The following is a 26,401-nucleotide window of genomic DNA, read 5'->3' as shown; positions in this document are numbered from 1 at the left end:
GTGGTTCCCCCACTCCGTCTCGGCTTCGCCGAGCCACCTCTCCCCCCTCCGGAGGGAGAGGAAAGGAGCCTGGCTGGAGCGGCACCCTCAGGCGCGGCCTCTGCACGAAAACTGCACGCGACTGCGGGAAACCTCCTTGCATCCGCCGCACGGTTTCCCCGTCGGCCTGCGAGACAGGCGGCATGCAAAAGCGAGCAAGCCCCCGTCTGCCCTACCGGTTGCGCAGCGACGGATGGTGGCTGGCCGATCCGCCGCGCGCGGATCCCACCGCCATGCTCATTCCCTTTGTCCGCAAGAGCCTGCCGCCAATGCGGCCGGATGCGATCAGGCCAGATGCTGCCAAGAAGGTCAGATCATGACGTCGTTTTTCACAGCGGCACCAGGCTATTGCAGCCGCTTCGGCATTGCCGTGCTGCTGGTCGTGCTGGCGGATTTCCTGTTCTACGGCCAGCCGGTCGGCATCACGGTTTTGCTGTTCGCCATCCTGATCGCCGCCGCGGTCGTGGCCGTGCATCCCGCGGCCTTCAGCGATAGCAGGGTCTGGCTGAAGCCCGCCGCGCTGCTGGTCGCGCTGCTGCCGCTCGCCGAAAATGCCAGCGCCTTGTCCGTCTCGATCGCGCTTGCGGCCCTGGCTGTGTTCGCGCTTTCGCTGAGCGGACGCCTGCGGCACGGCGTCGCCCGCATTGCCCGGCAGATCGCCCTGTTTTGGCTCGCGGCGCCGTTCCGGTTCGTTGGCGATTTCATCCGCTGGCGCAGGGCAGCGCGCCGGTTCGGCCGGCGCCGCGTCCGGCTGGCGGCGATCGCCGTCTGGGTGATGCCGCTGACACTGGGCGCCGTCTTCCTGGCGCTGTTCGGCACCGCCAATCCGGTCATCGGCTACTGGCTGTCGCTGATCGACCTTCTGAAGCTGCTCGATCTCATCCAGCTGGCGCGCATTGCCTTCTGGCTCTTCGTGCTCGCCGGCGTCTGGGCCTTTTTGCGGCCACGCCTGCCGCGATTTCGTCAGCGCGTCTTCCGGCCAAACCATGTCCCGACTGCTCAGCCGGCGACCAATCCGCAAATTCACGTCATCGAGGACATCGTTTTCGGCAAGGCGGCCATCCTGCGCGCGCTTGTTGTCTTCAACGTGCTGTTCGCGCTGCAGACCGGGCTCGACTTCACCTATCTGTGGGGCGGGGTGGGCCTTCCCGACGGCTTGAGCTACGCCGCCTATGCGCATCGCGGCGCCTATCCGCTTATCGTAACCGCGCTGCTCGCCGCCGGTTTCGTCCTCGCGGCGCTGCGGCCCGGCAGCGCGACCTCGGCCGATCCGGTCATCCGCCGGCTGGTCTATGCCTGGGTGGCGCAGAACATCATGCTGGTCATCTCGTCGATCCTGCGGCTTGACCTCTATGTCGGCATCTATGCGCTGACCTACTGGCGCATCGCGGCTTTCGTCTGGATGGGTCTGGTGGCGGCGGGCCTTGCGCTGATCATCGCCCGCATCGCCCTGCAAAAATCCAACGAATGGCTATTCGCCGCCAATCTTCTGACGTTATCCTTGGCGCTTTATGGCTGTTGCTTCATCAACTTCGCGGCAACGATCGCCAATTACAATGTCGACCATTCCCTTGAAATGACCGGCCAGGGCATTCCCCTCGACGCCTGGTATCTCCGCTCGCTTGGCCCGGGCGCGTTTCCGGCGCTCGACCGGTTCTTCGATCACCAGGACAAGACGCCTGCCGCCGGCGCTGTCCGCGAGCTGGAGCGTGTGCGCGACAGCGACGAAAGCTGGTATCGCAGCGTCCAGAACAACTGGCGGGCCTGGAGCTTTCGAGACTGGCGCCTGCTGCGCGATCTCGACAGCAAGGGGTCGCTCGTGCTTCCTCAGCCCTCGCAACCTACCGCGCGGGACCGCTGATCCATGCCGCATCACATCCTCGTCGCCGACGATGACCCGCATATCCGCGAGGTGATCTGCTTTGCGTTGGAAAAAGCCGGCATGAAGACGGCTGCCGTTTCCGACGGTGCGGCCGCTCTGCGAGCGATCGAACGGCACACACCCGACCTGGTCGTGCTCGACATCGGCATGCCGGAGATGGACGGGCTGGAGGTCTGCCGGCGGCTCAGGCACACATCCGATGTGCCGGTGCTGTTCCTGTCCGCGCGGGACGAGGAGATCGACCGCATCCTCGGGCTCGAAATGGGTGGCGACGATTATGTGACGAAGCCGTTTTCCCCGCGCGAACTGGTCGCCCGCGTCAACGTCATCCTGCGGCGCGCCCGCCCGGCGGCGCCCGAACCGGCCGACGACAGGCAGTTCGCGCATGGTAAGCTTATTCTGGTGCCGGCCAGCCACGGCGCCGCCTTCGATGGCAAGCCGCTGTCTCTGACGGGTATAGAATTCTCGATCCTGAAAGGGTTTCTGGCGCGGCCGGCGCATGTGCTCGACCGCGACGCGGTGATGGCCAATGCCTATGCCGGCAAGGTCCATGTCGCCGATCGCACCGTCGACAGCCATATCCGCAACATCCGCGCCAAGCTGGCGGCGGCGGGTTGCCTTGACGCCATCGAGACGGTGCATGGCGTCGGCTTCCGGCTCGGCCGATGCGGCTGACCACTTCGCGCAAATGGATCGGCCGTAAATGGCGGCCACGGCTTGCCACCGTCGTCGTCGCCATCCTGGTGATGGTGATGGCGCTGCCGCTGGTCGGCCTGTTCTTCTTCCGGCTCTACGAGAACCAGCTGATCCGCCAGACCGAGGCGGAACTGATCGCGCAAGGTGCGGCCATCGCCGCCATCTACGCGCAGGACGTTCGCGACGCCGGCATTGCGCCGGAAAAGCTTGGCGCGCCGACACTTGGGACAAATGGGATCTCAAGCCGAAGCACCAATCCCGACGGCCCCTACCTGCCGATCGAGCCGCGCCTCGATCTCGCCTCGGATTATGTGCTTCCGACCCGGCCGGCGGCGACGCCCGCAATCGCCGATCCCGCTTTCGCCACGATCGGAACGCGGCTGTCGGGCATTCTCGACGCCACGCAGAAAACCACGCTGGCCGGTTTCCGGCTGCTCGACCCCCGGGGTGTCGTCATCGCCGGTCGCGGCGAGGTCGGGCAGTCGCTCGGCGCGGTCGAAGAGGTGCGCGCCGCGCTTGGCGGCCGCTATGCCAGCGCGCTCCGGCTGCGCATTCCCGACCAGCCGACGCCGCCGCTCTATTCGGTCAGCCGCGGCACCAAGGTGCGTGTCTTCGTCGCTTTGCCAGTGGCCGTCGATGGCAAGGTCGCCGGCGTGGTCTATGTGTCGCGGACGCCCAACAACATCGTCAAGCATCTCTATGGCGAGCGCGGCAAGGTGACCCTGGCGGCGATCGCCATCCTCGGCGGCACGCTGCTCATCGGCCTGGTCTTCCTGCGTACCGTCAGCCGGCCGATCTATGCGCTGATCGACCGCACCGAACGCATCGCCGCCGGCGACCGCGACGCGATCCGGCCGCTCGACCACCACGGCACATACGAGATGGCCGAGCTTTCCGCCGCCTTCCTCGACATGGCTGAAAAACTGCAGGCGCGATCGGACTCGATCCAGACGTTCGCCACCCATGTCTCGCATGAACTCAAATCGCCGCTGACGGCGATCCAGGGCGCGGCCGAGCTGCTGCGCGATTCCGGCTCGGCGATGGACGATGCCGAGCGCCGGCGCTTTTCCGACAACATCGTCACCGATGCCGGTCGGCTCAACCTGCTGGTGCGGAAGCTGCTCGACCTGGCACGGGCGGAAAATCTCGCGCCCAGCGGCCAAAGCACCTCGATCGATGCAGCGCTCGCCCTGCTCCCGGTCGACACCAGGCTGGCGGTTCGCGTCGAAGTCGGCGGCGATCTGGCCTTGCGCATATCGGCGGAGAACGCGGCGATCGTGCTGGGCAATCTCATCGATAATTCGGCCCGGCACGGCGCGACGCAGGTTTCGATCATCGCCGCAAGCGCCGGCGGCAAGGCGACGGTGCTGGTCGGGGATGACGGCGCCGGCATTTCGCCGAGCAACCGGGCGCGCATCTTCGAACCGTTCTTCACCACGCGGCGCTCTACCGGCGGCACCGGCATGGGCCTCGGCATCGTGCTGGCCCTCCTGAAAGCGCATGATGGTATGATCCGGCTGGTTGACAGCGAGCCCGGCACGCGCTTCGAGATCATTCTGCCGGTAGTATGAGAGTGAGCATGATCTTTTCCGAAAACCGGCGCCACTTTTCGGGATCATGCTCTAGGCTTGGAGAGGCATAAAGCGTGCGCTACGACATCGTCATCATCGGCGGGGCCATCGTCGGGTCCTCGATCGCCTATTACCTGCGCGAGGAAGGGTTTTCCGGCTCGATCGCGCTGATCGAGCGCGATCCGCAATTCGCGCAGGCGGCAACGACGCTGTCCATGGCCTCGATCCGCCAGCAATTCTCGATCCCGGAAAACATCCGGCTGTCGCAGTTCACGCTGAAACTGTTTCGGCGGCTGAAGGAAGAGTTTGGCACTGATGCCGATATCGGTTTCCGCGAGGGCGGTTATCTCATCCTTGCCGGAGAAGCCGGGCTGCCGATCCTGAAGGCCAATCACGAGGCGCAGATCGCCGAGGGCGCCGACATCGTGTTGGAGGACGCCGAGCAGCTGACGCGGCGCTTCGCCTGGCTGTCGACCGAAGGCATTTCCGCCGGCGCCTATGGCCGCACCGGCGAAGGCTGGTTCGACGCGCATGCGATGCTGACGCTGTTCCGCAAGGCGCTGCGCGACAAGAAGATCGATTTCATCACCGCCGATGTCACCGGCATCGCGCGCGACGGCAACCGCGTCACCGGCGTCAGGCTCGACAACGACCAGGCGCTGGAGGCCGGCATCGTCGTCAACGCCGCCGGGCCGAATGCCGGCAAGGTCGCTGCGATGGCCGGGTTGGCACTGCCGGTCGAGCCGCGCAAGCGCAACGTCTTCGTTTTCGAGGCGCGCGAGAAGTATGCCGACATGCCGCTGCTGGTCGATCCCTCCGGCATCTATGTCCGCCCGGAAGGCTCGGTCTACCTCACCGGCGGCGCCGAACCGGAAGAGGATGACGGCCCGGCCGCCCCCGGCGATTTCGAGGTCGACTGGCCGCTGTTCGAAGAGGTGATCTGGCCCGTGCTGGCGGCCCGCATTCCAGCCTTCGAGGCAATCAAGTCGACCCGCGCCTGGGCCGGCCACTACGACTATAACACGCTCGACCAGAACGCGGTGATCGGCCCGCATCCCGAGGTCGGCAATTTCATCTTCGCCAATGGGTTCTCAGGCCACGGCCTGCAGCAGGCGCCGGCGGTCGGCAAGGCGCTGGCTGAGCTGATCGTGCATGGCGATTACCGGACGGTGGATTGCTCGGCGTTTGGCTATGAGCGCGTGGCGGAGGGTCGGGCGTTCCGGGAATTGAATGTGATTTGAGGCGCGCTTCTTCCTTCTCCCCTTGCGGGAGAAGGTGGCCTCGCGAAGCGAGGTCGGATGAGGGGTGTTCCAGCTTGGCGGTACCCTCATCAAGGTTGGTGGTCTGGGAACAGAACCCGTCAACCTCTCACTCCGCTGGACCCCTCATCTGTCTCGGCGCTGACGCGCCGATCCACCTTCTCCCGCAGGGGGAGAAGGAAAGAGGCGCGTCCAAGCCGCCACCCGGTTTCCCGCATCCAAATATGCCTGCAGCCAGCTCAGCACCCGTGCCCAGCCCTCGGCATGTTCAGCCGCCGCTTCACTTAAGCCGGCAAAGCCGCCATGGCAGATCGTAATGCGGGTGCCGATCGCGATCGGTTCCAGCAGATACGCCACTTTGGTCTCTCGCCGGCCAAGTGTCGGGTGGTCCCACGCATAGGCCCGCGTCTGCACGATCCGGCGCGGCGCCTCGATGTCGAGGAATTCGCCGCCGGCCGGCCGGCTTCTGCCGTCGGCCGTCCTGACGACTACCGTCCAGCGGCCGCCGACGCGAAGGTCGGCCGACCAATCGATCATACGATAAGTACCGGAAGACCCCCACCATTGCTCGATCTCATCCGTCACCAGGGCACGAAAGATGCGTTCCGGGGCTGCGCCAATGTCGGCCGATGCCATGATCGTCTCGCCATTGGTTATGCTATGCACCATGGGAACATACGTCATGGATGCCTCCGTCCGAAATTCGTTCATAACCGGAACGATCCTTTATAACTTGGAGGGCGGACGCTCAAAACCCTTGCCGGTTTCGAGCAGGCTCTTCAGGCTGGCCAACACCAGCGGCCAGCCTTTGGCGACGTTGCCGATCAGGCTATGCGGCCCATCCGCCTCATGGGTGACAGCAAGCTTCATCAACTCGCCGTCCTGCTCGATGGTGAAGGTGCAGCGCGTGTAGCCGTCGGCCTTCACTTCCGGCATCCATTCGTTTCGCCATTTGATGACCAGGCGCTTGGGCGGGTCGATCTCGAGGATCTCGCCGCTGTCGGCGACGCGGCCGTCCGGGAATATCAGCTTCCAGCTTGAGCCGACTTTCCACTCGCTCTCCTGATAAGAGCAGAGGAAGAACTGCCGGTTGAACTCCGGGTCGGTCAGCGCCTGCCAAAGCTTCTCAGGCGTGGTGCGGATGTAGGTCACATAAACAAAGCTGTTGCTCATCAGTCTTCCCTTTCGAGGCGTTTCTTCAAGTCGCTGAGGGCGGCCAGCCGCCCCCTCTCGAATTTGCCGATCCAGCGCTCGGCGATCTCGTTGATCGGAACCGGGTTGAGGTAGTGCTCCTTCTCACGGCCCCGACGGATGGTGGAGACGAGGTTTGCCTCTTCCAGGATCGCCAGGTGCTTGGTCACTGCCTGGCGTGTCATGGCCATTTCCGCGCACAGCGTATTCAAGGTCTGCCCGTTCCTGGCATGGAGGCTGTCCAGCAATTGCCGGCGTGTCGGGTCGGCCAGGGCGCGAAAAACGGCATCCATGCTCATGGCTCTAATATGCAACCATTTGGTTGCATGTCAAGCCGCAAGACCGCGCGCCATCTGACGTCTGGATGCGGTCAGCGGAGAAGAAGTCAGCGCTTGCGGGAGAACCAGAAAGCATCGGGCATGCGCTTCATGCCGATGCGCTCGTAGAAGCCGACGGCGTCGGGTAACGAGATCAGGCTGATGCCGACGGTTGGCCCGAGCTGCCGCCGTGCCTCGTCCATCAGGCCCTTGCCGATGCCGAGCCCCTGTGCCGACCGGGAGACGGCGAGCTCCGATATGTAACAGACCCAGGAGAAATCGGTGACGGCCCTGACAACGCCGACCAGCGGCTTGCCCTCCACGTCGAGACGCGCGGTCAGCACCAGATTGGCACCTGACAGCATGGCTTGCAGTCTGGCGGTGTCATCGATCGGCCGTGTCTCGCCAAGGCCGGATTCCACCAGCACGCGGCGGAATTCGGCGATGTCGAGCGCTGCTTCGCACGCGTAAAGGACGAGGGGGCTTTGAGCCATGACCGCCAGACTGCATCATCGGCCGGCGAATTCGAAGCCGTTTTTGCGCGGCCGGCGTGGGCTTCCACATATAAACGATTGCCTTTTATTTGCCCGCGGCTTTGTGTAAACCGTGCCTCAGCAAATTCCCCCGCAACGAAAAAACGGGCCAAAGCCATGGAAAAATTCACCAAGCTCACCGGCGTCGCCGCGCCGATGCCGATCGTCAATGTCGACACCGACATGATCATCCCGAAGGATTATCTCAAGACGATCAAGCGCACCGGGCTCGGCACCGGCCTGTTCGCCGAAATGCGCTACAAGGACGACGGCTCGGAAAACCCGGATTTCGTGCTCAACAAGCCGGCGTACCGCAAGGCGCAGATCCTGGTCGCCGGCGACAATTTCGGCTGCGGCTCGTCGCGCGAGCACGCCCCGTGGGCGCTGCTCGATTTCGGCATCCGTTGCGTGATCTCGACCTCGTTCGCCGACATCTTCTACAACAACTGCTTCAAGAACGGCATCCTGCCGATCACCGTCAGCCCGGAAGATCTGGAGAAGCTGATGGACGATGCCTCGCGCGGCTCCAATGCGACGCTGTCGATCGATCTCGAAGCCAAGGAAATCCGTGGCCCGGACGGCGGCGTCGTCACCTTCGACCTCGACGATTTCAAGCGCCACTGCCTCTTGAACGGCCTCGACGATATCGGCCTGACCATGGAGAAGGCCGGCGCCATCGCCTCGTTCGAGAAGAAGAACGCCGAACAGCGCCCCTGGGCCTGAGCGGTACCCTGCTGAAGATATAACCCGGCCGCCCAGGCCGGGTTTGCGGCGACTGAGGGGAGGACAGTCATGACACGTTCGCTTCTTGAGCGGTTCACCGTTTCCCGGAAACGCCGAACCGCTCTACCTCCTTGTTTCGACGCAATTCCCAGGGGAATTGCTCTCGCCGGCGTTTGCGGGTTGGCCTTGTTGCTGATGCCCGCCGCGAGCGCGTTTGCCCAGACTGAGACACCGGCCGCGCAACCGGCGCCGTCGGCCGAAAAGCCGGCCACCGACCAGGGGACGGGCGCCGCCGATGCTGCCGATGACGACAGCCAAGCACCGGTGCCGTTCGAGGGCGGCCAGTTGACCATCACGCAGCCGGAGCAAGATGGCGAGAAGGTGCTCGCCTATGACGGCAAGCAGCTGGCCAGTAACTACGACGTCTTCTTCGACAGAATAGTCGAGGTCGGCGGCGTCAAGGTGGCGCTGTTCGATGTCGGCGACGGCGGCAATCAATGCGGGCCGGCGACGGTGATCGTCTGGAAGCCGGAAGGCGGCGCCATCCAGAGCACGAAGGTCGAGCAGGACGAGTGCGGCGCGCCGCCCTCGGCGGTGTCCGACAACGCCATCTATTTCGTGCCCTATCTGCTGCCGGGCGATCAGAAGCCGGCTTTGCAATGGTCGCCGACGGACGGGCTGACGATTTCAGGCAATCTGACCTACATGCCCGAACCTGGCACGGACTGGAAAGACATCGATCCGGAAAAGTACCAGAACATCATCGACGCCTTCCACAACGAGGCCGTCTACAAGCAAGCCGAGACGCTGCTCGGCAAGGACATGCCCGATATGGCGACCAGCTTGCTGGTCGGCGGCGGCACGGAAAAGACCGCGTCCGGCGCCTTCTACGCCAGCGGCTGCGTGCCGCATGATTGCGGCGGCAATGACGGCTTCATGGCCGTCGACCCGGCCCAGCACAAGCTCTACTTCGCCCGCCGCGGCGACAATGGCCAGCCGAACGCTTGGCCTGACGTGAAGACCTGGCCGGCCGATGTGAAGGCGGCGCTGGACAAGGCGCTGGGCGAAGCGAATTAGGGATGTGGCGGTGAACAAAACCATTTCGCCGCGATCCTTCACACCCCCCTCTGCCCTGCCGGGCATCTCCCCCGCAAGGGGGGAGATCGGCCGTCACCACGACTTTCGCTAATCTTCAACATTGAAAGAATGGCGGTCCGCCAAAGCTGCCAATCTCCCTCCTTGCGGAGGAGATGGCCGGCAGGCCAGAGGGGGTGGCTGTCCCGCTGACGTCAACAAGCGTTTGCACCGCTGATCCACCTGCTTTGGCCCATGGTCACCCCAGCCCTTTCCCTGCAAAATGCCACTAACATCCGCGAGGCCTCACCATGCGCAAACTCATCTCCACCGGCTCGCCGTTCGAAAAAACCGCAGGCTATTCGCGCGCGGTGGTGCAGGGCGACTGGTGCTTCGTGTCCGGCACGACCGGGTACGACTATGCCACCATGACGATGCCGGACAGCGTCGAGGCGCAGACGCGTAATTGCCTGGCGACGATCGGCAAGGCGCTGGAGGACGGCGGTTTTGCCATGGCCGATGTGGTGCGGGCGCATTACTACATCACCGACCAGGCTTTCGTGGACGTGGTGTTCCCGATCCTGGGCGAGACGTTCGGCGACATCCGGCCGGCGGCGACGATGATCGTCTGCCAGCTCAACAAGCCGGAGATGAAGATCGAGATCGAGGTGACGGCGCTGCGGCGCTCGGCCTAGAGCAGTTCACCGTTTCACGAAACGGCGAACCGCTCTATCTCTTTGTTTTGACGCAATTCCGGACGGAAAACCGTTCACACTTTTCCTGGAATTGCTCCAGGTAGTTGAGGCCAAGGCCATGAAGGTCCGGCGCATCGTCGCCAATATTGCCACGCAAGACATCGCGGCTGCGAAGTGCTTCTATCAGGACGTGCTCGGCCTCGACGTCCTGATGGACCTTGGCTGGATCGCCACCTACGGTTCCGAGGCGGAGATGCAGGTGCAGGTCTCCTTCATGGCCCAAGGCGGCTCCGGCACGCCGGTGCCGGATCTCTCGATCGAGGTCGACGATGTCGAGGCGGCGCTCGAAGGCATGAAGACGGCAGGCTTTGCCATCGAATACGGGCCGGCCGACGAGCCCTGGGGCGTGCGCCGCTTCTATGTGCGCGATCCCTTCGGCCAGCTGGTGAATATTCTCTCGCATCGGTGAAGGCCAGGCGCTGCAATTTGCGAGATGGCGGCGGGACAGCGCCCCCCTTTGTCCTGCCGGACATCTCCCCCTCAAGGGGGGAGATTGGCAGCCTCGCCGTCTCGCCTCGCTTTCGGCATAGGAGATTGGCGAAGGCCGAGGTGACATCCAATCTCCCCCCTTGAGGGGGAGATGCCCGGCAGGGCAGAGGGGGGCGTGAAGGATCGCAAACTAACGAGGTTGTCCTTGATCGCTGCGTTCCTGCTTGCGCCCAGCCCGCTTGGCGTTTAGCAAAGCGCCGGTTCAAATCTTTCTGGGACGGTTTTCATGGCAACGAAGCATCTTTTCCTGCTCCCCGGCGACGGCATCGGCCCCGAGGCCATGGCCGAGGTCAAGAAACTGATCGCTGCCATGAATGAAAAGCTCGGCAGCGACTTCGCCACCGACGAAGGCCTGGTCGGCGGTTGCGCCTATGATGCGCATGGTGCCGCGATTTCGGATGCCGATATGGCAAAGGCCATGGCGGCGGATGCGGTGCTGTTCGGCGCCGTTGGCGGGCCGAAATGGGATGCCGTGCCCTACGAGGTGCGCCCCGAAGCCGGCCTGCTGCGGCTGCGCAAGGACATGGAGCTGTTCGCCAACCTGCGCCCGGCCATCTGCTATCCGGCGCTGGCGGCATCCTCCTCGCTCAAGCAGGAAGTGGTCGAAGGCCTCGACATCCTGATCGTGCGTGAATTGACCGGCGGCGTCTATTTCGGCGAGCCCAAGCAGATCATCGACCTCGGCAACGGCCAGAAGCGCGGCATCGACACCCAGGTCTACGATACGTTCGAGATCGAACGCATTTCGGGCGTCGCCTTCGAGCTGGCGCGCACGCGCAAGAACCACGTCACCTCGATGGAAAAGCGCAACGTCATGAAGTCGGGCGTGCTGTGGAACGAGGTTGTCACCCAGACCCATAAGGCGCGCTATTCCGACGTCAAGCTCGACCACATGCTGGCCGATGCCGGCGGCATGCAGCTGGTGCGCTGGCCCAAGCAGTTCGACGTCATCGTCACCGACAATCTGTTCGGCGACATGCTGTCCGACATCGCCGCCATGCTGACCGGCTCGATCGGCATGCTGCCGTCGGCCTCACTCGGCGCGCCCGACGCCAAGACCAAGAAGCGCAAGGCGCTCTACGAGCCGGTGCATGGCTCGGCTCCGGACATTGCCGGCAAGGGCATCGCCAACCCGATCGCCATGATCGCTTCCTTCGCCATGTGCCTGCGCTATTCTTTCGGCATGGTCGATGAAGCCGACAGGCTGGAAGGCGCGATCGCCGCCGTGCTCGACCAGGGTCTGCGCACCAAGGATATCTTCTCGCCGGGCATGACCGAGGTCGGGACCGTCGAGATGGGCGACGCGATCATCGCCAAGTTCCTGGCTTAAGCCGCAGGGCCCTGCCTCAACGAATATCGCCGGCCAGCTGCCGCAGCATAGTAACGAGCTGAGCTTCGTCCACCGGCTCGAAAAAGGCCACGTCGGCGGCCTCGACAGCGATGATGGCGCGCTGGGCAGCGGCGGCTCCGGCTGGGGTGATGCGGATCACCTTGGCGCGGGAATCCCTGGGGTCGGCCTCCCGCACGATCAATTCCTTTGCCTCGAGCCGGGCGACGACATCCGAAGTCATCTTCACCTCGGTGCCGGCCTGGGCGGCGAGCTGAACCTGGTTGGGCGGCTCGCCATTGCGGCCGAGCCACATCGCCGAGGCCAGCAACACGAACTGGACATGTGTCAGGTCGAGCGGTGCCAGCGCCGCCGTCATGATGCGCTGCCAGCGCATGGTGGTTCGCCAGAGCAACAAGCCGGGGCTCTCCGATGGTCCGCTGAAGCGTGTGTTCAAATCCTGCCCATCAGCCACGGCTTGCCAGCTCCTCTGCCTGCTCGAAAAGCCTAGCCATCGAGGTGTCGAAATCGCCGCTGATCTGCGGCCCAAGCTCGGGTCCAACCTCGGCGGCCGAGGGGCCGGAAATCTCAAGCCGGTGGGTGACTTGCGTGCCGCCCGCGACCGGGACCAACGTATGCCGGAACAGCAGTTTCGTGTCACCAAACGACGTCTCGTCGGCATAGGTGACGTTGTCGACGAGATCGACGATGGTCGATTCGAACGTGTCCTGCCCCACCGGCGTCACGGAGACGCGGGTACCCTTGGCGAACGGCCCGTGCAGCACGAAGGTGTCGGACCCTTCATAGGCGAGACGGCCCTCGTGCAACGCCTTCAGTGCGTTCCAGATGGCTTGCGCCGGGAGAGGGGAAATGGCGGTGTATTCATTGGTCCACATTGTCTTGCCTCCATTCAATCTGTGCACAGACTATCTGTGCGCGGATTAAATTGCAAGAAGAATCTTCAGCGCGACGACTTTGTTCTTCGAGCGGGAAAGTTTCTTTTTTATCGGGACTGGTCTTCTAGACCCTGACGCCTGCCGGCACCGGCCCCCAAGGGTTTTCGCCCCCCTGAGACGGTATAAGTCCGAAGACCAGAAAAGCCGCTTCGCCGATGACCGGGATGAAGCAGATCAAGACAAGCCAGCCACTCAGGCCGATGTCGTGAAGACGCCGGACGACAAGCGCGATCCACGACAGGCCGAATGCCAATGTGAAGATAAGAGCGGGTATAAACCCTATCGAGCTCCGGCCCGCGTTGATGCCAAAGCCATTAATGGCCAGATTCACCAGTATCCCGAAGCCAACAAGTGCTAACTGCACCAGGATAAAGCACAGCCAAAAGGCCCAGAATTCCTTGCGGCGTGCGCGTCCGTTGAAATTAAGATAATTCACGCTCACCGTCTGCCTGAAATAGGCCCACAGTCCTGTAGAGCCGGCAGGCCGCTTTTCGGCAAACCGGCTAGGCTCAGGTGGTTGACCGGTGCCTGACGAGGGCGTGGTTGAGGCAACGGCGACTATATTGTGGGCCGCCCCGTCATCCGGCTGGAACTCGACGAGAGTGCCTCTCACGAGGGCCACACCGTGGTTCAGATCATTACGGGCAAACATATAGCGCTTACCGTCGACCCCTTTGATGTAACCGAAATCCTGGTCCTGGTCGTAGTGATAGACCGCGCCACGCATACCTTGCTCCCGCCATGCTGCGATGCGCATACTACCCAAGGTTGTTCATGATTGCAATATGCACGCCAAGCTATGTGCTGACACCCGCCGGCACCGGTCCCCATTGGTTTTCGCGTCCCTGCGTCGGGATCAGGGCGAAGACCAGGATGATCAGGCTGCCGAAGGTCGGGATGAGGATCAGCAGGCAGAGCCAGCCGGTCAGGCCGAGGTCGTGCAGGCGGCGCACGATCATACCGAGACCGGGCAAGAACGTGGCCAGCAGGAAAACGCCAAAGAGCCCGACCGTCACCGCCGGGATTTCGGCGTTATCGAAATTGCCCATCTCGAAATCGGCGAAGACGCCGATGCCGACGACCACCAGCAACGCGATCGTCCAGAACAGGCAATAGCCCCAATATTCCTTGCGGCGGGCGCGGCCGGCGAAATTGAAATAGTTCTGGGTCAGGCCCCGCCAGAAATAACCCCAGAGGTCGCTGGGTTCGGCCGGCTCGGAGGAACGGCCGAAATGCCGTGCCTGCGATGGGGCGGCTGCGGGTGCTGCGGCAGCATGAGCCGGTGCGGCGCTCAAAGCGGCGTCGGCAACAGGGCTTGCGGCGGCGATCGAAAAAACATCGCGCGCCTGGCCGCCGCCCGGCTGGAACTCGACCGCCGTCCCCATGGTTAGCGCGGTTTGCCGGCGCAGGTTCTCGCGGGTGAAGGTGTAGCGGTTGCCGTCGGCTCCGGTGATGAAGCCGAAGCCCTGATCCTCGTCATAGTGAAGAACTTCGCCGCGCATGCGCCACCCCTGTCGCCAATGTCCCTGCCAAGGTGTCGCATGGGGCCGCGCCCATGGGCAAGCCATGCGCCATGGCTACCATATCAGCGGCAAATGAAGCATAAGACATCAGAAGCAGCCATCCTCGCCCAAAGCAGACAATGACAGCCGAGTGCCCCGATGCCAGTGTCGCGACCGAAGATGGCGAGGCCGAGAGGCCTGCGAGGCCGGACCCCTCTGTATTGGTCCCCCCGGTATTGGCGATCGACGCCACCGGCCTGATGTTCTGGCCACCCGGCAAGGGGCTGGCCGGCATTCCACGGGTGGAAAGCTTTCTCATCAACGCGGCGCTGGCCGATCCCGACCCTGGCGTCGAGGTGGTGGCGTTCAGGCCCGGGCAAGGCCGCTTCCGGCCGCTTGCGCCCTTCGAACAGGATCATGTCGCGGCGGGCGAGATTTCATCGCATCGGCGCAAACGGTGGCCGGGAAAACGCACGGCACTGGCGCAGGCTTTCGAAGCGGTGAGGCGGCATCCGTGGGGCAAGCGCGAAGCGGACCGTCATCTGGCCAAAACGGTGACCAATGGCCGCAAGGGAATTGTCTACCAGGCAACGAGGCTGCTGATCCGCATTTGCCGTCTCTACCAGCAGGCGCGGATCTGGATGGGAGCACGGCCTGACGCGGCGAGTCAGACCGCCGAGGCGGAGCCGGGCCTTGTACTGATCAGCCATCACATCCTGACCCAGGAGGACCGGTCCGCAGTCTCTGGTGCCGCCGGCAGGCTTGCCTTCCTGTGCCACGATCTTATCCCGACATTGCGCCCCGACCTGCTTGGCGCGGGCGTCGGCGAGCGCCGTTTCGGGTCTTATCTCGAACAGCTCGTGCGTTTGGGCGCGCCGGCATTCTGCGCCTCCGACGCGGTCGGCGTCACGCTGACCGACCACATGCGCAAGGCCGGCATCGCCGCGCCGGTCGTGTACCGCTTTCCGATGCCCTCGATCCTGCACGAGACGGCATCGCGCATGGGCGCGACGTCGCGGATCGAGACCAGCGAACCATTCGTGATCTACTGCTCGACCATCGAAGTGCGCAAGAACCACATCCTGCTGGCTCGGATCTGGCAGCAGGCGCTGGAAGAAGGGGTCAAGCTGCCAAGGCTTGTCTGCGCCGGGCGCTGGGGCTGGATGATCGAGCCGCTGCGCGCCTTTCTCAAGGCGCATCCCGAACTGCTCCAGTCGATCACCTTCACCGGGCTGGTCAGCGACGAGCAGCTGATCCAGTATTATCGCAGCGCCACGTTCGGCGTCTTTCCCTCACATATAGAGGGCTGGGGCTACGGCGCCTCGGAATGCCTCGATTTCGGCGTTCCGGTCATCGTGTCGACGGCGCCGTCGCTGATCGAAGCGACCGGCGGGCTGATGCCGGCGATCGATTCCGAAGATGTGCAAGGCTGGTATGCCGCCACCCGCAGGATGGCGGAGGACCACGCCTGGCGTTCGTCGCTGGCCGAGCGCATCGCCAAGCAGCACCGCCCGACGCCTGCATCGGCAAGCTGGGCCGCCATCAAGGCCGGTCTGCATGCGTCGGTCTCCCGGGCTTCGAACGCCTGACCGAACCGGCCGGGTTCGATCCGTTACTGGCCTGGAACAATGGAGAAAAACGAGTGCAACAGGGCTGTTTGGCGGAGGTAAAATGAAGACCAAAAGACTTGCCCTGTATACTTTCGGCATATTCCGTGCTCCAGCCAGTGATCCCGTGAACCAGGGCTTTCATGACCGCAACGATCGCAATTTTCTGATTGCCGAGACGAGCGAAGGGTTCATCGCCAGATCGGGTTATGATGAAGAGCCCGGCCCCGAAAGCTGGGGCGTGCAGGTCTTTCCGCGCTTCTATAGTGAACGTGGAGACGGTTGGTCGCCATCGACGTTGTCGCTGTGGAAAGACCTGGCATCGCCGATGGCATTCTCCTATGCCGGAATTCATAGGGAGGCGATGAGGCGCGGACGAGAATGGTTTCTCAAACCCGCCTGGCCGCCCTATGTGCTGTGGTGGGTCGAGCGGGATTATACGCCCACCTGGACGGAAGCCGTGGTCAGGCACGAATTTCTTCACGACCACAAGGCCAGCGCTTTTGCCTTCGATTTCAAGACATGTTTCGATGAAGACGGCCGCTCGACGACAGTCGACAGCCAGGTGGTCAAGCAAAACATGCGCTTGAATGAAGAACGCCAGCAAATGATCCAGATCGTGAACTCATAATGCGGAATGGCCGAGATGGGAGTGACAGCGGCCTGTCCGTTTCTTGCCATCGGAAGGGACAGGCCGCTTGCCCTGCCGAGCTATTTCAGAGGCAGAAAGAGTTCAACGACCACTTCGCGTAGCGGCCCCTCCGGGAAGTGGGACAGATGTCGTTGACAATAGATTGGAAAGTCGCGTGCTTCCTCGCCGCTGGCAGGAAGCCACTCACGATAAAGGTAAAGTGCTGCGGGTTCGAGATTGTTGGTATTGCCGGGGTAGCGCAGCACCGCACAGCGTCCGCCCGGGATCACGCCAGCCTTCATCTGCGCGTCATTCGCCTCGATCGGTTGGTCGGTCCCGGCACAGATGTCCATGCTATAGTCAGCCGGAACCGCAGGTTCCCTTTCGGAACGAAAGACGTTGAAGGTCGGGCTTGTCTCGGGCGACAAGCCCGCGGCCTTACGCCAGGCGATGAACCGCTGGATGGTGTCCTGGAGCGTCGCCCGGTCTCCGCGATGCTCCATGATCGCCACCGGCGTCGGGGGCACATCGCGGATCGTCACGTCGGTGTGATCAAAAATTATCTGCATGAGCGTGTTCCTTGCTTTTTCGAGGGGCCCGAAGGCCATAAGCCACGACCCCCAGTCGGGAGATTTCCGGAACGACGAGGGCGATTGTCCGAACCGTTGCCGAAAGGCGCGTGCGAAGGCATCCGGCGCGTCGTAGCCGGCATCCATCGCGATATCGGTGACGCTTTGGGTGTCACTTTCGGCAAGCCTGTATGAAGCGCGCTTCATGCGGGCGAGCTGGACATAGCGATGCACGGACAACCCGAAGGTGGACGTGAACTGCCGATGGAAATGGTATTTCGAGAACGCCGCGACACCGCTCAACGCCTCCAGGCCCAGATCGTCATCCAGATGCTGGTCGATGTGGTCCAGCACCCGCTGCATTCGGGCTTGGTAGTTTTCAAGTGCTGCCTTCAACGCTCTTCCTCCGTGGCGACACCAACTAGGCCTTTCCGGATATGTCGCGCTCGACCGATCTTGCGATTTTGGCATGGATCAACAGGGCCTGGACGCCATGGCGCGGTCTGCCAGCGCGCTACGGCTCGCGCACGATCAGCCACAATCGCGTTGTGCGCTGGTGAAAGGCGGAGGCCGCATGATGGATGCCATCGCGGCAGCACAAGGCGGCGACATCCAAATGACAGCGCGAGTGCGGTTCACCGTTTCACGGAAACGGCAACCCACTCTATCTCTTGGCTTTGATGCGATTCCGGACGGGAACCCGTTTCACATACTTTTCGGCATCATGCTCAACCTGGCCGCTTCTTCGCCTTCTTGTGCTTCGGCGGGCCGGCATTGTCGAATTTCGGCTTGCCCGGCTTCTTCGCCCCCGGCTTCGCCTCATGCGCGGCGGCGGGGCGTTCGGCTGCCGGTGCGCGCTTCTCGAATTTGCGCTTCGGTGCGTTGGGGTCGAACGGCGCCTTGCCGCGATGCGGCTTCTTGTCGGGGCTTGGCGGCTGGTAGCCGGCCCGCGACAGGTCCGGTGTGCCGTCCAGCCGCTTGACCACGATGTTGCCCTGCAGTTTGCGGTCGGGACCGATCGCCGTCAGGAAACGATCGGCCCAGTCGGCGGCGATCTGCACGAAGGTCTCTTCCGGCTGCATCTTGATGGCGCCGATCTCGCGCTTCGAGATGCTGCCGGTACGGCACAGCATCGGGATCAGCCAGCGCGGCTCGGCATTCTGCCGGCGTCCGATCGACAGCGAAAACCAGACGCTGGCGCCGAAATCGTCGCGCCGGCTGGGCGCTTCGTCGCGGCGCGCGAAACCTTCGCCCGCCGGTCTTTCACGCGAGGGCGTGAAGGGTGCCACATCCATCAGATCCTCGGGCGCCGAGCGGCTGGCGCGGCACTGGCGCACGAAGGCGGCGGCCACCTGCTCGGCGCCATGCTGGCTGAGAAGCGCGTCGATGAAGGCGCGCTCGTCGTCCTTGACCGGCTCGTCGAAGGCCGGATCGGCAAGGATGCGCTCGTCGTCGCGCCGCATCACGTCGTCGGCCGATGGCGGGCTTGCCCATGTCGCGGTCAGCTTGGCGCTCTGCAGCAGGCGTTCGGTGCGCCGGCGGGCGCTGCCCGGCACGATCAGCGCGCTGACGCCCTTGCGCCCCGCGCGCCCGGTGCGGCCGCTGCGGTGCAGCAGCGTTTCCGGGTTGGTCGGCAGGTCGGCGTGGATGACCAGTTCGAGATTGGGCAGGTCGATGCCGCGCGCCGCGACATCGGTGGCGATGCAGACCTTGGCGCGGCCGTCGCGCATCGCCTGCAGCGCATGGCTGCGCTCGTTCTGGCTGAGCTCGCCCGACAGCGCCACGACCGAAAAGTTGCGGTTGTTGAAGCGCGCGGTGAGATGATTGACGGCGGCGCGCGTGTTGCAGAACACCAGCGCGTTCTTCGCCTCATAAAAACGCAGTACGTTGATGATAGCGTTCTCGCGGTCGGCCGGGGCGACGCTGAGCGCCCGGTACTCGATGTCGAGATGCTGTTTTTCCTCACCGGCGGCCGAGATGCGCACGGCGTCGCGCTGATAGCCCTGGGCGAGCGTGGCGATCGAGCGCGGCACGGTGGCCGAGAACATCAACGTGCGGCGCTCGGCGGGGGCTGCGTCGAGGATGAATTCGAGATCCTCGCGAAAACCGAGATCGAGCATCTCGTCGGCCTCGTCGAGCACGACGGCTTTCAGCGCCGACATGTCGAGCGAGTTTCGGGTTATGTGGTCGCGCAGCCGGCCGGGCGTGCCGACGACGATGTGGGCGCCGCGCTCCAGCGCGCGCCGCTCTGTGCGCATGTCCATGCCGCCGACGCAGGACGCCACCGTGGCGCCGGTCAGCTCATAGAGCCATTCCAGTTCGCGCGTCACCTGCAGCGCCAGTTCGCGCGTCGGCGCGACGGCCAGTGCCAGCGGCGCTGTGGCTGGGGCAAAGCGGTCCGCACCGTCGAGCAGCGTCGGCGCCATGGCAAGGCCGAAGGCGACGGTCTTGCCGGAGCCGGTCTGCGCCGAGACCAGCGCATCGGCCTGGCCGAGCTCCAGGACGGCCTTCTGAACCGGGGTCAGGTCGGAATAGCCGCGTTTTTCCAGCGCCTTTGCAAGCGCGGGAACAAGTGCTTCGAAGTTGGACATCTTGCTCTTTCGGAATTCGGGGTTCTGCGCTCATCATGGGAGCACGAGCCGGGGCCGGCATCGCCAGCCAAACAATCTTGGCCGTTCGTACTTCCTGCCGCCGCTCTTGTACAGGGCAAGCGGCACCGGCCTTCCTTCTCCCCTTGTGGGAGAAGGTGTCGCCGAAGGCGACGGATGAGGGGTGCTCCAGGGAACACCAACGCCTCACTCCGCTGGAGCACCCCTCATCCGTCTCGGCGCTGTCGCGCCGATCCACCTTCTCCCACAGGGGGAGAAGGCAGAGCAGCACACGCAATTGACTCTTTTACCAAACCGCGTAAAAGCCGCCACTGAACGGGATCATTTCGATGCGCGGCCTTTTGATGGCTTTTATTGCATTCGACCTCCCTGGCCACAATCATCTGGCTGGGCGCGTTCGCGCGTCTTACCGCTCCCCTAAAACCATGGCCAAAACCACCACCAAAACGGTGTGATTCCCTTGGCCTAACCACCCTCTCCCGGGTCCGGCCCGGGGGACGGAACCCGCATTGGCCGGCGGGTTTTCTCCAAAAACCAAGCGGAGAGGGACAGGAGATTTCGATGAGTTTCAAGGTTGCAGTCGTCGGCGCCACGGGCAATGTGGGTCGGGAAATGCTCAACATACTGGAAGAGCGCGGCTTTCCGGTAAGCGAAGTGGTGGCGCTCGCCTCGCGGCGCAGCCAGGGCACGGAAGTGTCGTTCGGCGACCGCACGCTGAAGGTCAGGACGCTCGACCAGTATGATTTTTCCGACACCGACATCTGCATCATGTCAGCCGGCGGCAACGTCTCCAAGGAATGGTCGCCGAAGATCGGCAAGCAGGGCTGCGTGGTCATCGATAATTCGTCGGCTTTCCGCTACGACCAGGACGTGCCGCTGATCGTGCCGGAAGTAAACCCGGACGCGATCTCGCTGTTCACGCGCAAGAACATCATCGCCAACCCGAACTGCTCGACGGCGCAGCTGGTCGTGGCGTTGAAGCCGCTGCACGATGCCGCCACCATCAAGCGCGTCGTCGTCGCGACCTACCAATCGGTGTCCGGTGCCGGCAAGGAAGGCATGGACGAGCTGTTCACGCAGACGCGCGCGGTATTTGTCGCCGACCAGGTCGACGTCAAGAAGTTCACCAAGCGCATCGCCTTCAACGTCATCCCGCATATCGACGTCTTCCTCGACGACGGCTTCACGAAGGAAGAGTGGAAGATGGTGGCCGAGACCAAGAAGATGCTCGACCCCAAGATCAAGCTGACGGCGACCTGCGTGCGCGTGCCGGTGTTCATCGGCCATTCGGAAGCGGTCAACATCGAGTTCGAGAAGCCGATCACCGCCGACGAGGCGCGCGATATCCTGCGCGATGCTCCCGGCTGCCAGGTTTTGGACAAGCGCGAGGACGGCGGCTACATCACGCCGCTGGAATCGGCCGGCGAAGACGCCACCTTCATCTCGCGCATCCGCGAGGATTCGACCGTCGACAACGGCCTGTCGATGTGGATCGTCTCCGACAATTTGCGCAAGGGCGCGGCGCTCAACGCGGTGCAGATCGCCGAGCTGCTGGTCGAGCGCGGCCTGATCCAGCCGAAGAAGAAGGCGGCCTGACGGGTCTTTGTTATCGCTCACGGGCCGCACCGCCGCTTGCGCGGCTGGCCCTCCGCGAGGGCGCCGGACGACCGGCGGCCCGCGGTCGCGGGCTCGGCCTGCGGCCGTTAGCCAATCTCCCCCCTCGTGGGGGAGATGTCCGGCAGGACAGAGGGGGGCGCTGTCCCTCTTTCCTCTCAATCGACGTCAGTCGCGCCAATGGCCGCCGCGCTAAACTCTGTTCTCCTTGGCCAGTTTCCGCAGCAGCTCCATTGCCTCCTCGGCCCGTCCGGCGGGGACGAACAGGTGATCGTGGTAGAAAGCCGAGACCGGATTGACGCCCATGCCGGCGGTTGCCAGCCGCGTGGTGATGGCGGCGAGGAAGCCGACTGCTTCCAGTGACGAATGGATGTTCAGCGTGATCATCCGGCAGCGGAACGAGGCGGCCAGCCCGGCGGCATGGGCCGCCGCCTCGGGCACGATCAGTGTCGTGCCCTCGCGCTCGCGGAATATCATGAGCGGTTCGAGGCCTTCCGGCTGGGGAATTCCAGGCGCCAGCGTGGCGAAGACATAAATGCCATCCAGCAATTCCGGCGTCATCGATGCCAGCAATGTCTTCAGGTCGGTTTCGCCAGTCATTTGTTCCTCACCGGATGCATCCATAGCCGCGAGCGATGAATGCCGATAGTCGCGATGTGAAGCTGGAGGGACAGCACCCCGGATGTCGCTTCCGCTTTCGCCAATAGCCAATTTCGTTGATCGGCGGGGATTTTGGGGTCGGCCTCGCCAATCTGAAGCGCGAAACCGACGCATGACCGGCACGGCACGCTACCGCTTGTCGAGCCGGCGGCATCGCGATCTTTGTTCTCCTCGGGATCAAATTAGCCGTCTGAGAGTTAAGAACCAGGCGGCGAGACGGCGATCCGCGTGTGAGAGGAACGAAAAGATGACGAAAATCTTGACCATTCTGGTGTTGGCGACGGCGCTCGGCGCATGTTCGCAGACGGAAAAAGGCGCTGCCGTGGGTGGCCTTGGCGGTGCCGCGGTCGGTGCCGCGGTTGCGGGCGATCCGGTGCAGGGCGCGGTTGTCGGGGGCGCAGTCGGTGCCGTGGCCGGCGCGCTGATCGGCCATGCCAGCGAAAGCGGCAAGTGCCGATACCGCGACCGCTATGGTCGGGTCTATGTCGACCGCTGTCCGAGCGGCTATTGATTGCCTCCGGGCTGAGATCAAAACGGCGGGCCCGGGCCCGCCGTTTTCATAAGATGGATAAATCGGAGCAATTCCAGGAAAAGCGTGAGACGGTTTTTCGGGGAAAAGCGCATAGCGCTTTCCCTTGGGAATTGCGGCAGAACAAAGAGTCAGAGCAGTTTTCGGATGTATTCCCAGGCTTCCCGGCCGAGATCCGCATCGGCGCGATCGTTGCCGCCATGCGCGTGGGATATCGAACGTGAGGTGGTTTCCCCCGGCAAGAGGATGCGGTGGCCAGCGTCGGGCGCTGAAACCAGGCGTGTGGCCTTTCCGGCATCCTTTCGGCGCTGAACGATCGCTTCGGCGAAATCCAGCGATGGCCACAGCGCATCGTCGCCGCCCGCGACCAGCACGATCTCGGCCGGGATTGCCTCGACCGGAATGGCGGCCCTGGCCGCTTCCTCCCAGAAATTTGTCAGGCAGTGCTTGAAGAGTTCTCGGTAGGACACCAGGCCGTCGACATGGCTTGCGTTCCAGTTCGGGTCGGTTGGAACGAACGGCAATGGAAGCCCCTCCAGGGTCCACGACGATCGTTCAGGCCAGGCGATGCCGTCGCGGCCCGGCCCGATGTTTCCCCAAACCACCGATGTCGGGCTGATCGCCACCACGGCATCGATGCGCGGATCATGGGCCGCCGCGAGCAAGGATGCTTCGGCACCCTTGGACGTGCCGACATAGACGATGCGCCGGCATCCCAGTCCGGCGAGATGGGCGGTTGCGGCGAAAAACGTCTCGAGAGGGACCTCGCAGATGCCGGGAACCTGGCCTTCGCCGCCAAACCAGCGGAGAGCGAGCGCCGACGCCCCTTGCCTGGCAAACAGCCGCGCGCGAGCGACGTCGACGCGGCCGCTGGATCCGCTCAAGACAACGACGCCCGTCGTGGCATCGGCGCATCGCAACAGCTTTCCGGCAACGCCACCGGACAGGATGTCTTCCGTGATTGCCCGTTCGCCCATCCGCTCCATCGGCCTAAAGCGTGTCGCGTCGAGCCGGATTCATGCGACGCGCTTCAGGTCCTTGTTTCTATGCATGTCGTCCCCCCAAAGCCGAGATCACTTTGGGCGACATGCATTGAATGCCACCGTGGCATTGCCGGATAATAGCAAAACGGCGGGCACAGGCCCGCCGTTTCGTCGATGCGATGAAGCAATATTTTACTCGGCGGTGGCGGCTTCCGCCTCGGCCGGAGCGGCGGCAGCAGCCGCGACGGCGGCCGCGGCGTCTTCCTGCGCCTTCTTCAGCAGGGCGGCGCGCTCCTGCGCCTTCTTGCCCGGCTCGGCCTTCTTCGGGTTGGAGCGGGCGTCGCGCTTGGCAAGGCCGGCCTCGTCGAGGAAGCGCAGCACGCGGTCGGTCGGCTGGGCGCCGTGCGACAGCCAATGCTTGACGCGGTCGGCGTCGACCTTGACGCGCTCGCCGTCCTTGGGCAGCAGCGGGTTCCACGAGCCGAGCGACTCGATGAACCGGCCGTCGCGCGGCGAACGGGCGTCGGCGACGACAACGTGGTAGTAAGGACGCTTCTTCGAGCCCGCACGGGCCAGTCGGATCTTCAGTGCCATTTCTTTTCTCCTAAAAGCTCTGATTTCGTTTGATTGGATTTCAACTGAGATTTCTCAGCCGGTTTTCGTCACGCCGTTGGCAGCGGATTTTTTGTCCCGCCGCTGCTCGAAGCGGCGATCTGTTCGTGGTGTCGGATCACTTCGCGGACGACGAAGTTGAGGAATTTCTCCGCGAAATCGGGGTCGAGATGTGCGTCATGCGCCAGCTGGCGAAGACGGGCGATCTGCTGCTGCTCGCGCGCCGGATCGGCCGGCGGCAAGCCATGCTCGGCCTTCAGCACGCCGACCGCCTTGGTGCAGCGGAAGCGCTCGGCCAGCATGTGGATGAGGGCGGCATCGATGTTGTCGATCGAGGCGCGGTAGCCGGCCAGGATGGTGCGTGCGTCGGCCATGTCTTTTTCTTCGTTCATAGCGCCCTCACTTCTTCTTGCCGAGGCCGGGCAGCCCGCCGCCGCCGAGGCCCGGAAGCCCCGGAAGCTTCATGCCGCCGGGCAGGCCGGGCAGGCCACTACCGCCAGGAAGACCGCCGGGAAGGCCCTTCATGCCGCCAAGGCCCGCGGCCTGCGCCTGCTTCTGCAAGGCTTCAAGCTGCTTGGGGTCCATCTTGGAAAGGTCGGGCATGCCGCCCATCATCCCCCCGGGGCCGCCGGGCATCATGCCGCCAAGGCCCATCTTGGAGGCAAGGCCACCCATCATGCCGCGCATCAGGCCGCCGCCTTTGCCCTTGCCGCCCATCGCCTTCATCATGTCGGCCATGCCGCGATGCATCTTCAGGAGCTTGTTGATCTCGGCCGCGTCGGTGCCGGAGCCGGCGGCGATGCGCTTCTTGCGCGAGTGCTTGAGCATATCGGGATTGGCGCGCTCGGCCTTGGTCATCGAGGAGATGATGGCGAGCTGGCGACCGAACATCTTGTCGTCGAGACCGGCGGCGGCCATCTGGTCCTTCATCTTGCCCATGCCCGGCATCATGCCCATGATGCCGCCCATGCCACCCATCTTCGACATCTGCTGAAGCTGCTGGGCGAGGTCGTTCAGGTCGAACTTGCCCGACTGCATCTTCTTGGCCATCGCCGCCGCCTGCTCGGCGTCGATGTTCTCGGCGGCCTTCTCGACCAGGCTGACGATGTCGCCCATGCCGAGGATACGGTCGGCGATGCGCTTGGGGTGGAATTCCTCCAGCCCGTCCATCTTTTCGCCGGTGCCGATCAGCTTGATCGGCTTGCCGGTGACGGCGCGCATCGAAAGTGCGGCGCCGCCGCGGCCGTCGCCGTCCATGCGGGTCAGCACAAGGCCGGTGATGCCGACGCGTTCGTCGAAGCTTTTCGCCAGGTTGACGGCGTCCTGGCCGGTCAGCGAATCCGCGACCAGCAGGATCTCGTGCGGGCTCGACACCTTCTTGATGTCGGCCATCTCGACCATCAACGGCTCGTCGATATGGGTGCGGCCGGCAGTGTCGAGGATGACGACGTCATGGCCGCCGAGCTTGGCCGCCTGGACGGCGCGCTTGGCGATGTCGACCGGGTTCTGGCCGGCAATGACCGGCAGCGTCGCCACCTTGACCTGCTCGCCGAGCTGGCGCAGCTGCTCTTGCGCGGCGGGCCGCCGCGTGTCGAGCGAGGCCATCAGGACTTTCTTGTTCTGGCGCTCGGTCAGGCGCTTGGCGATCTTGGCCGAAGTGGTCGTCTTGCCGGAGCCCTGCAGGCCGACCATCATGACGACGACGGGCGCCGGCGCATTGAGGTCGATGGCCACGCCTTCGGCGCCCAGCATGTCGACCAGCTCGTCATGGACGATCTTGACGACCATTTGGCCGGGCTTGATCGACTTCAGCACGGCGGCGCCGACGGCCTTCTCGCGCACCTTGTCGGTGAAGGTGCGCACCACTTCGAGCGCCACGTCGGCCTCGAGCAGCGCACGGCGCACCTCGCGCAGCGCCGCCGAGACATCAGCCTCCGACAGCGCGCCGCGGCCGGTCAGGCCGTTCAGGATGGAGCCAAGACGCTCCTGCAGGGACTCAAACATTGGTCAACTCGCCGCGCGAGAGCGCCTTGGATTCATAGCAATCCCTGTCGGGCCGATGGCCCTCCACGCCTCTTGTGCGCTCCTGTAGCGATTCAAACATCGATCGTCCTTCAATCTCGGTTCGGGTTCGATCCGAGAGGTAATGCGTTCGCGCCAACTGTCCAAGCAAAAGCAAAGCCCAAAACCAAAAAGCACCCGGGGGCGCTCAGCGCTGCCGGATGTTGGCCTCCAGGATCGATTTACAGCACTTGGCCTCAAAGAGGCTTCGG

General features: G+C 63.9%; 28 protein-coding genes. 13 read left to right on the top strand and 15 right to left on the bottom strand.

All coding sequences use genetic code 11. From position 1 onward, the window contains the following. Nucleotides 1–355: 355 nt before the first annotated feature. The 4 genes from LB568_RS31055 (at nucleotide 356) to LB568_RS31040 (ending at nucleotide 5,429) form a co-directional block, all read left to right on the top strand. Nucleotides 356–1,900 (top strand): DUF4173 domain-containing protein, encoded by a 1,545-nt coding sequence (locus LB568_RS31055; protein ID WP_224732172.1) that lies wholly within the window; start codon nucleotides 356–358, stop codon nucleotides 1,898–1,900. Between the two features lie 3 nt (nucleotides 1,901–1,903). Then, nucleotides 1,904–2,596 carry a response regulator transcription factor gene (locus LB568_RS31050; RefSeq protein WP_224732171.1) on the top strand — a complete coding sequence of 231 codons (693 nt, stop codon included), beginning with the start codon at nucleotides 1,904–1,906 and terminating at the stop codon, nucleotides 2,594–2,596. Continuing rightward, the gene (locus LB568_RS31045) at nucleotides 2,587–4,188 is read left to right on the top strand and encodes an ATP-binding protein (RefSeq protein ID WP_224732170.1); all 1,602 of its coding nucleotides are present in this window, start codon (nucleotides 2,587–2,589) and stop codon (nucleotides 4,186–4,188) included. The genes LB568_RS31050 and LB568_RS31045 overlap by 10 nt, the downstream gene beginning before the upstream one ends. Before the next feature lie 74 nt (nucleotides 4,189–4,262). Further along, nucleotides 4,263–5,429, top strand: coding sequence for an NAD(P)/FAD-dependent oxidoreductase (locus LB568_RS31040; protein WP_224732169.1), 1,167 nt, complete (start codon nucleotides 4,263–4,265; stop codon nucleotides 5,427–5,429). Between the two features lie 144 nt (nucleotides 5,430–5,573). Here LB568_RS31040 and LB568_RS31035 read toward each other — a convergent pair whose 3' ends face one another. The 4 genes from LB568_RS31035 to LB568_RS31020 all read right to left on the bottom strand — a co-directional run bounded on the left by LB568_RS31035 (nucleotide 5,574) and on the right by LB568_RS31020 (nucleotide 7,449). After that, entirely contained in the window at nucleotides 5,574–6,158 is a 585-nt protein-coding gene (locus LB568_RS31035; RefSeq protein WP_224732168.1) for an SRPBCC family protein, read from the bottom strand. Between the two features lie 15 nt (nucleotides 6,159–6,173). Continuing rightward, nucleotides 6,174–6,620 (bottom strand): SRPBCC family protein, encoded by a 447-nt coding sequence (locus LB568_RS31030; protein WP_181176807.1) that lies wholly within the window; start codon nucleotides 6,618–6,620, stop codon nucleotides 6,174–6,176. Further along, nucleotides 6,620–6,937: an ArsR/SmtB family transcription factor gene (locus tag LB568_RS31025; RefSeq protein ID WP_224732167.1), complete on the bottom strand. Its 318-nt coding sequence runs from the start codon at nucleotides 6,935–6,937 to the stop codon at nucleotides 6,620–6,622. Before LB568_RS31025 ends, LB568_RS31030 begins: the two co-directional genes overlap by 1 nt. Before the next feature lie 86 nt (nucleotides 6,938–7,023). After that, nucleotides 7,024–7,449, bottom strand: a complete 426-nt coding sequence (locus tag LB568_RS31020) for a GNAT family N-acetyltransferase (protein ID WP_224732166.1) — start codon at nucleotides 7,447–7,449, stop codon at nucleotides 7,024–7,026. A gap of 156 nt (nucleotides 7,450–7,605) precedes the next feature. On the opposite strand from LB568_RS31020, the gene leuD reads away from it, so the two are divergent. From leuD to leuB, 5 genes are all read left to right on the top strand, one after another. Further along, the gene (gene leuD, locus LB568_RS31015; RefSeq protein ID WP_127856909.1) at nucleotides 7,606–8,211 is read left to right on the top strand and encodes a 3-isopropylmalate dehydratase small subunit; all 606 of its coding nucleotides are present in this window, start codon (nucleotides 7,606–7,608) and stop codon (nucleotides 8,209–8,211) included. A gap of 195 nt (nucleotides 8,212–8,406) precedes the next feature. Next, a complete protein-coding gene (locus tag LB568_RS31010; protein WP_263497335.1) occupies nucleotides 8,407–9,288 on the top strand; it encodes a hypothetical protein in 882 nt (293 codons plus the stop codon). A 308-nt stretch (nucleotides 9,289–9,596) separates the two neighbouring features. Beyond that, a complete protein-coding gene (locus tag LB568_RS31005) occupies nucleotides 9,597–9,980 on the top strand; it encodes a RidA family protein (protein ID WP_013892185.1) in 384 nt (127 codons plus the stop codon). Nucleotides 9,981–10,098: 118 nt separating this feature from the next. Then, entirely contained in the window at nucleotides 10,099–10,449 is a 351-nt protein-coding gene (locus tag LB568_RS31000) for a VOC family protein (protein WP_224732165.1), read from the top strand. Nucleotides 10,450–10,755: 306 nt separating this feature from the next. Further along, on the top strand, nucleotides 10,756–11,859 hold the full coding sequence (gene leuB / locus LB568_RS30995; protein ID WP_013892187.1) for a 3-isopropylmalate dehydrogenase: 1,104 nt from the start codon (nucleotides 10,756–10,758) through the stop codon (nucleotides 11,857–11,859). 16 nt (nucleotides 11,860–11,875) lie between these two features. Here the strand turns inward: leuB and LB568_RS30990 are convergent, their stop codons facing one another. From LB568_RS30990 to LB568_RS30975, 4 genes are all read right to left on the bottom strand, one after another. Continuing rightward, entirely contained in the window at nucleotides 11,876–12,331 is a 456-nt protein-coding gene (locus LB568_RS30990) for a MarR family winged helix-turn-helix transcriptional regulator (protein WP_412033938.1), read from the bottom strand. Beyond that, nucleotides 12,324–12,752 carry a polyketide cyclase gene (locus tag LB568_RS30985; RefSeq protein ID WP_224732163.1) on the bottom strand — a complete coding sequence of 143 codons (429 nt, stop codon included), beginning with the start codon at nucleotides 12,750–12,752 and terminating at the stop codon, nucleotides 12,324–12,326. Before LB568_RS30985 ends, LB568_RS30990 begins: the two co-directional genes overlap by 8 nt. Nucleotides 12,753–12,876: 124 nt before the next feature. Then, a complete protein-coding gene (locus tag LB568_RS30980) occupies nucleotides 12,877–13,539 on the bottom strand; it encodes a DUF805 domain-containing protein (protein WP_224732162.1) in 663 nt (220 codons plus the stop codon). A 70-nt stretch (nucleotides 13,540–13,609) separates the two neighbouring features. Continuing rightward, a complete protein-coding gene (locus LB568_RS30975) occupies nucleotides 13,610–14,314 on the bottom strand; it encodes a DUF805 domain-containing protein (protein WP_224732161.1) in 705 nt (234 codons plus the stop codon). A 140-nt stretch (nucleotides 14,315–14,454) separates the two neighbouring features. Between LB568_RS30975 and LB568_RS30970 the strand changes: the two genes are divergently transcribed. Together LB568_RS30970 and LB568_RS30965 are read left to right on the top strand one after the other, a co-directional pair. Beyond that, nucleotides 14,455–15,903: a glycosyltransferase gene (locus LB568_RS30970; protein ID WP_224732160.1), complete on the top strand. Its 1,449-nt coding sequence runs from the start codon at nucleotides 14,455–14,457 to the stop codon at nucleotides 15,901–15,903. An 82-nt stretch (nucleotides 15,904–15,985) separates the two neighbouring features. Then, nucleotides 15,986–16,552 carry a DUF3291 domain-containing protein gene (locus tag LB568_RS30965; RefSeq protein ID WP_224732159.1) on the top strand — a complete coding sequence of 189 codons (567 nt, stop codon included), beginning with the start codon at nucleotides 15,986–15,988 and terminating at the stop codon, nucleotides 16,550–16,552. 80 nt (nucleotides 16,553–16,632) lie between these two features. On the opposite strand, the gene LB568_RS30960 is transcribed toward LB568_RS30965, so the two are convergent. Together LB568_RS30960 and LB568_RS30955 are read right to left on the bottom strand one after the other, a co-directional pair. After that, nucleotides 16,633–17,517 (bottom strand): AraC family transcriptional regulator, encoded by an 885-nt coding sequence (locus LB568_RS30960; protein ID WP_031250732.1) that lies wholly within the window; start codon nucleotides 17,515–17,517, stop codon nucleotides 16,633–16,635. 332 nt (nucleotides 17,518–17,849) lie between these two features. After that, nucleotides 17,850–19,712: a DEAD/DEAH box helicase gene (locus LB568_RS30955; RefSeq protein ID WP_224732158.1), complete on the bottom strand. Its 1,863-nt coding sequence runs from the start codon at nucleotides 19,710–19,712 to the stop codon at nucleotides 17,850–17,852. 579 nt (nucleotides 19,713–20,291) lie between these two features. Here LB568_RS30955 and LB568_RS30950 point away from each other — a divergent pair. Continuing rightward, on the top strand, nucleotides 20,292–21,326 hold the full coding sequence (locus tag LB568_RS30950) for an aspartate-semialdehyde dehydrogenase (RefSeq protein WP_013892196.1): 1,035 nt from the start codon (nucleotides 20,292–20,294) through the stop codon (nucleotides 21,324–21,326). Nucleotides 21,327–21,536: 210 nt separating this feature from the next. Here the strand turns inward: LB568_RS30950 and LB568_RS30945 are convergent, their stop codons facing one another. Further along, nucleotides 21,537–21,944 carry an ACT domain-containing protein gene (locus LB568_RS30945; protein WP_224732157.1) on the bottom strand — a complete coding sequence of 136 codons (408 nt, stop codon included), beginning with the start codon at nucleotides 21,942–21,944 and terminating at the stop codon, nucleotides 21,537–21,539. Between the two features lie 307 nt (nucleotides 21,945–22,251). Between LB568_RS30945 and LB568_RS30940 the strand changes: the two genes are divergently transcribed. Next, nucleotides 22,252–22,515, top strand: coding sequence for a YMGG-like glycine zipper-containing protein (locus LB568_RS30940; protein WP_013892198.1), 264 nt, complete (start codon nucleotides 22,252–22,254; stop codon nucleotides 22,513–22,515). Between the two features lie 149 nt (nucleotides 22,516–22,664). Here the strand turns inward: LB568_RS30940 and LB568_RS30935 are convergent, their stop codons facing one another. The 4 genes from LB568_RS30935 to ffh all read right to left on the bottom strand — a co-directional run bounded on the left by LB568_RS30935 (nucleotide 22,665) and on the right by ffh (nucleotide 26,132). Beyond that, the gene (locus LB568_RS30935; RefSeq protein WP_224732156.1) at nucleotides 22,665–23,510 is read right to left on the bottom strand and encodes an acyl-CoA thioester hydrolase/BAAT C-terminal domain-containing protein; all 846 of its coding nucleotides are present in this window, start codon (nucleotides 23,508–23,510) and stop codon (nucleotides 22,665–22,667) included. A 198-nt stretch (nucleotides 23,511–23,708) separates the two neighbouring features. Continuing rightward, a complete protein-coding gene (gene rpsP / locus LB568_RS30930; RefSeq protein WP_010912392.1) occupies nucleotides 23,709–24,110 on the bottom strand; it encodes a 30S ribosomal protein S16 in 402 nt (133 codons plus the stop codon). A 68-nt stretch (nucleotides 24,111–24,178) separates the two neighbouring features. Beyond that, the gene (locus LB568_RS30925) at nucleotides 24,179–24,520 is read right to left on the bottom strand and encodes a chorismate mutase (RefSeq protein WP_023768383.1); all 342 of its coding nucleotides are present in this window, start codon (nucleotides 24,518–24,520) and stop codon (nucleotides 24,179–24,181) included. A 7-nt stretch (nucleotides 24,521–24,527) separates the two neighbouring features. Beyond that, nucleotides 24,528–26,132: a signal recognition particle protein gene (ffh, locus tag LB568_RS30920; protein ID WP_023768384.1), complete on the bottom strand. Its 1,605-nt coding sequence runs from the start codon at nucleotides 26,130–26,132 to the stop codon at nucleotides 24,528–24,530. Nucleotides 26,133–26,401: the final 269 nt, after the last annotated feature.

This window comes from Mesorhizobium sp. B263B2A, from assembly GCF_020165775.1.
Classification (GTDB): domain Bacteria; phylum Pseudomonadota; class Alphaproteobacteria; order Rhizobiales; family Rhizobiaceae; genus Mesorhizobium; species Mesorhizobium opportunistum.
The sequence above is the reverse complement of the archived record's forward strand: the minus strand, read 5'-3'. Positions and strand labels throughout refer to the sequence as shown.

Excerpts from the sequence above, each read along its gene's own strand:
- LB568_RS31055 (WP_224732172.1), top strand. The coding sequence starts at position 356 with ATGACGTCGTTTTTCACAGCGGCACCAGGCTATTGCAGCCGCTTCGGC.
- LB568_RS31050 (WP_224732171.1), top strand. The coding sequence starts at position 1,904 with ATGCCGCATCACATCCTCGTCGCCGACGATGACCCGCATATCCGCGAG.
- LB568_RS31045 (WP_224732170.1), top strand. The coding sequence starts at position 2,587 with ATGCGGCTGACCACTTCGCGCAAATGGATCGGCCGTAAATGGCGGCCA.
- LB568_RS31035 (WP_224732168.1), bottom strand. The coding sequence starts at position 6,158 with ATGAACGAATTTCGGACGGAGGCATCCATGACGTATGTTCCCATGGTG.
- LB568_RS31030 (WP_181176807.1), bottom strand. The coding sequence starts at position 6,620 with ATGAGCAACAGCTTTGTTTATGTGACCTACATCCGCACCACGCCTGAG.
- LB568_RS31025 (WP_224732167.1), bottom strand. The coding sequence starts at position 6,937 with ATGAGCATGGATGCCGTTTTTCGCGCCCTGGCCGACCCGACACGCCGG.
- LB568_RS31020 (WP_224732166.1), bottom strand. The coding sequence starts at position 7,449 with ATGGCTCAAAGCCCCCTCGTCCTTTACGCGTGCGAAGCAGCGCTCGAC.
- leuD (WP_127856909.1), top strand. The coding sequence starts at position 7,606 with ATGGAAAAATTCACCAAGCTCACCGGCGTCGCCGCGCCGATGCCGATC.
- LB568_RS31010 (WP_263497335.1), top strand. The coding sequence starts at position 8,407 with ATGCCCGCCGCGAGCGCGTTTGCCCAGACTGAGACACCGGCCGCGCAA.
- LB568_RS31005 (WP_013892185.1), top strand. The coding sequence starts at position 9,597 with ATGCGCAAACTCATCTCCACCGGCTCGCCGTTCGAAAAAACCGCAGGC.
- LB568_RS31000 (WP_224732165.1), top strand. The coding sequence starts at position 10,099 with ATGAAGGTCCGGCGCATCGTCGCCAATATTGCCACGCAAGACATCGCG.
- leuB (WP_013892187.1), top strand. The coding sequence starts at position 10,756 with ATGGCAACGAAGCATCTTTTCCTGCTCCCCGGCGACGGCATCGGCCCC.
- LB568_RS30985 (WP_224732163.1), bottom strand. The coding sequence starts at position 12,752 with ATGTGGACCAATGAATACACCGCCATTTCCCCTCTCCCGGCGCAAGCC.
- LB568_RS30980 (WP_224732162.1), bottom strand. The coding sequence starts at position 13,539 with ATGCGTGGCGCGGTCTATCACTACGACCAGGACCAGGATTTCGGTTAC.
- LB568_RS30975 (WP_224732161.1), bottom strand. The coding sequence starts at position 14,314 with ATGCGCGGCGAAGTTCTTCACTATGACGAGGATCAGGGCTTCGGCTTC.
- LB568_RS30970 (WP_224732160.1), top strand. The coding sequence starts at position 14,455 with ATGACAGCCGAGTGCCCCGATGCCAGTGTCGCGACCGAAGATGGCGAG.
- LB568_RS30965 (WP_224732159.1), top strand. The coding sequence starts at position 15,986 with ATGAAGACCAAAAGACTTGCCCTGTATACTTTCGGCATATTCCGTGCT.
- LB568_RS30955 (WP_224732158.1), bottom strand. The coding sequence starts at position 19,712 with ATGTCCAACTTCGAAGCACTTGTTCCCGCGCTTGCAAAGGCGCTGGAA.
- LB568_RS30950 (WP_013892196.1), top strand. The coding sequence starts at position 20,292 with ATGAGTTTCAAGGTTGCAGTCGTCGGCGCCACGGGCAATGTGGGTCGG.
- LB568_RS30945 (WP_224732157.1), bottom strand. The coding sequence starts at position 21,944 with ATGACTGGCGAAACCGACCTGAAGACATTGCTGGCATCGATGACGCCG.
- LB568_RS30940 (WP_013892198.1), top strand. The coding sequence starts at position 22,252 with ATGACGAAAATCTTGACCATTCTGGTGTTGGCGACGGCGCTCGGCGCA.
- LB568_RS30935 (WP_224732156.1), bottom strand. The coding sequence starts at position 23,510 with ATGGGCGAACGGGCAATCACGGAAGACATCCTGTCCGGTGGCGTTGCC.
- rpsP (WP_010912392.1), bottom strand. The coding sequence starts at position 24,110 with ATGGCACTGAAGATCCGACTGGCCCGTGCGGGCTCGAAGAAGCGTCCT.
- LB568_RS30925 (WP_023768383.1), bottom strand. The coding sequence starts at position 24,520 with ATGAACGAAGAAAAAGACATGGCCGACGCACGCACCATCCTGGCCGGC.
- ffh (WP_023768384.1), bottom strand. The coding sequence starts at position 26,132 with ATGTTTGAGTCCCTGCAGGAGCGTCTTGGCTCCATCCTGAACGGCCTG.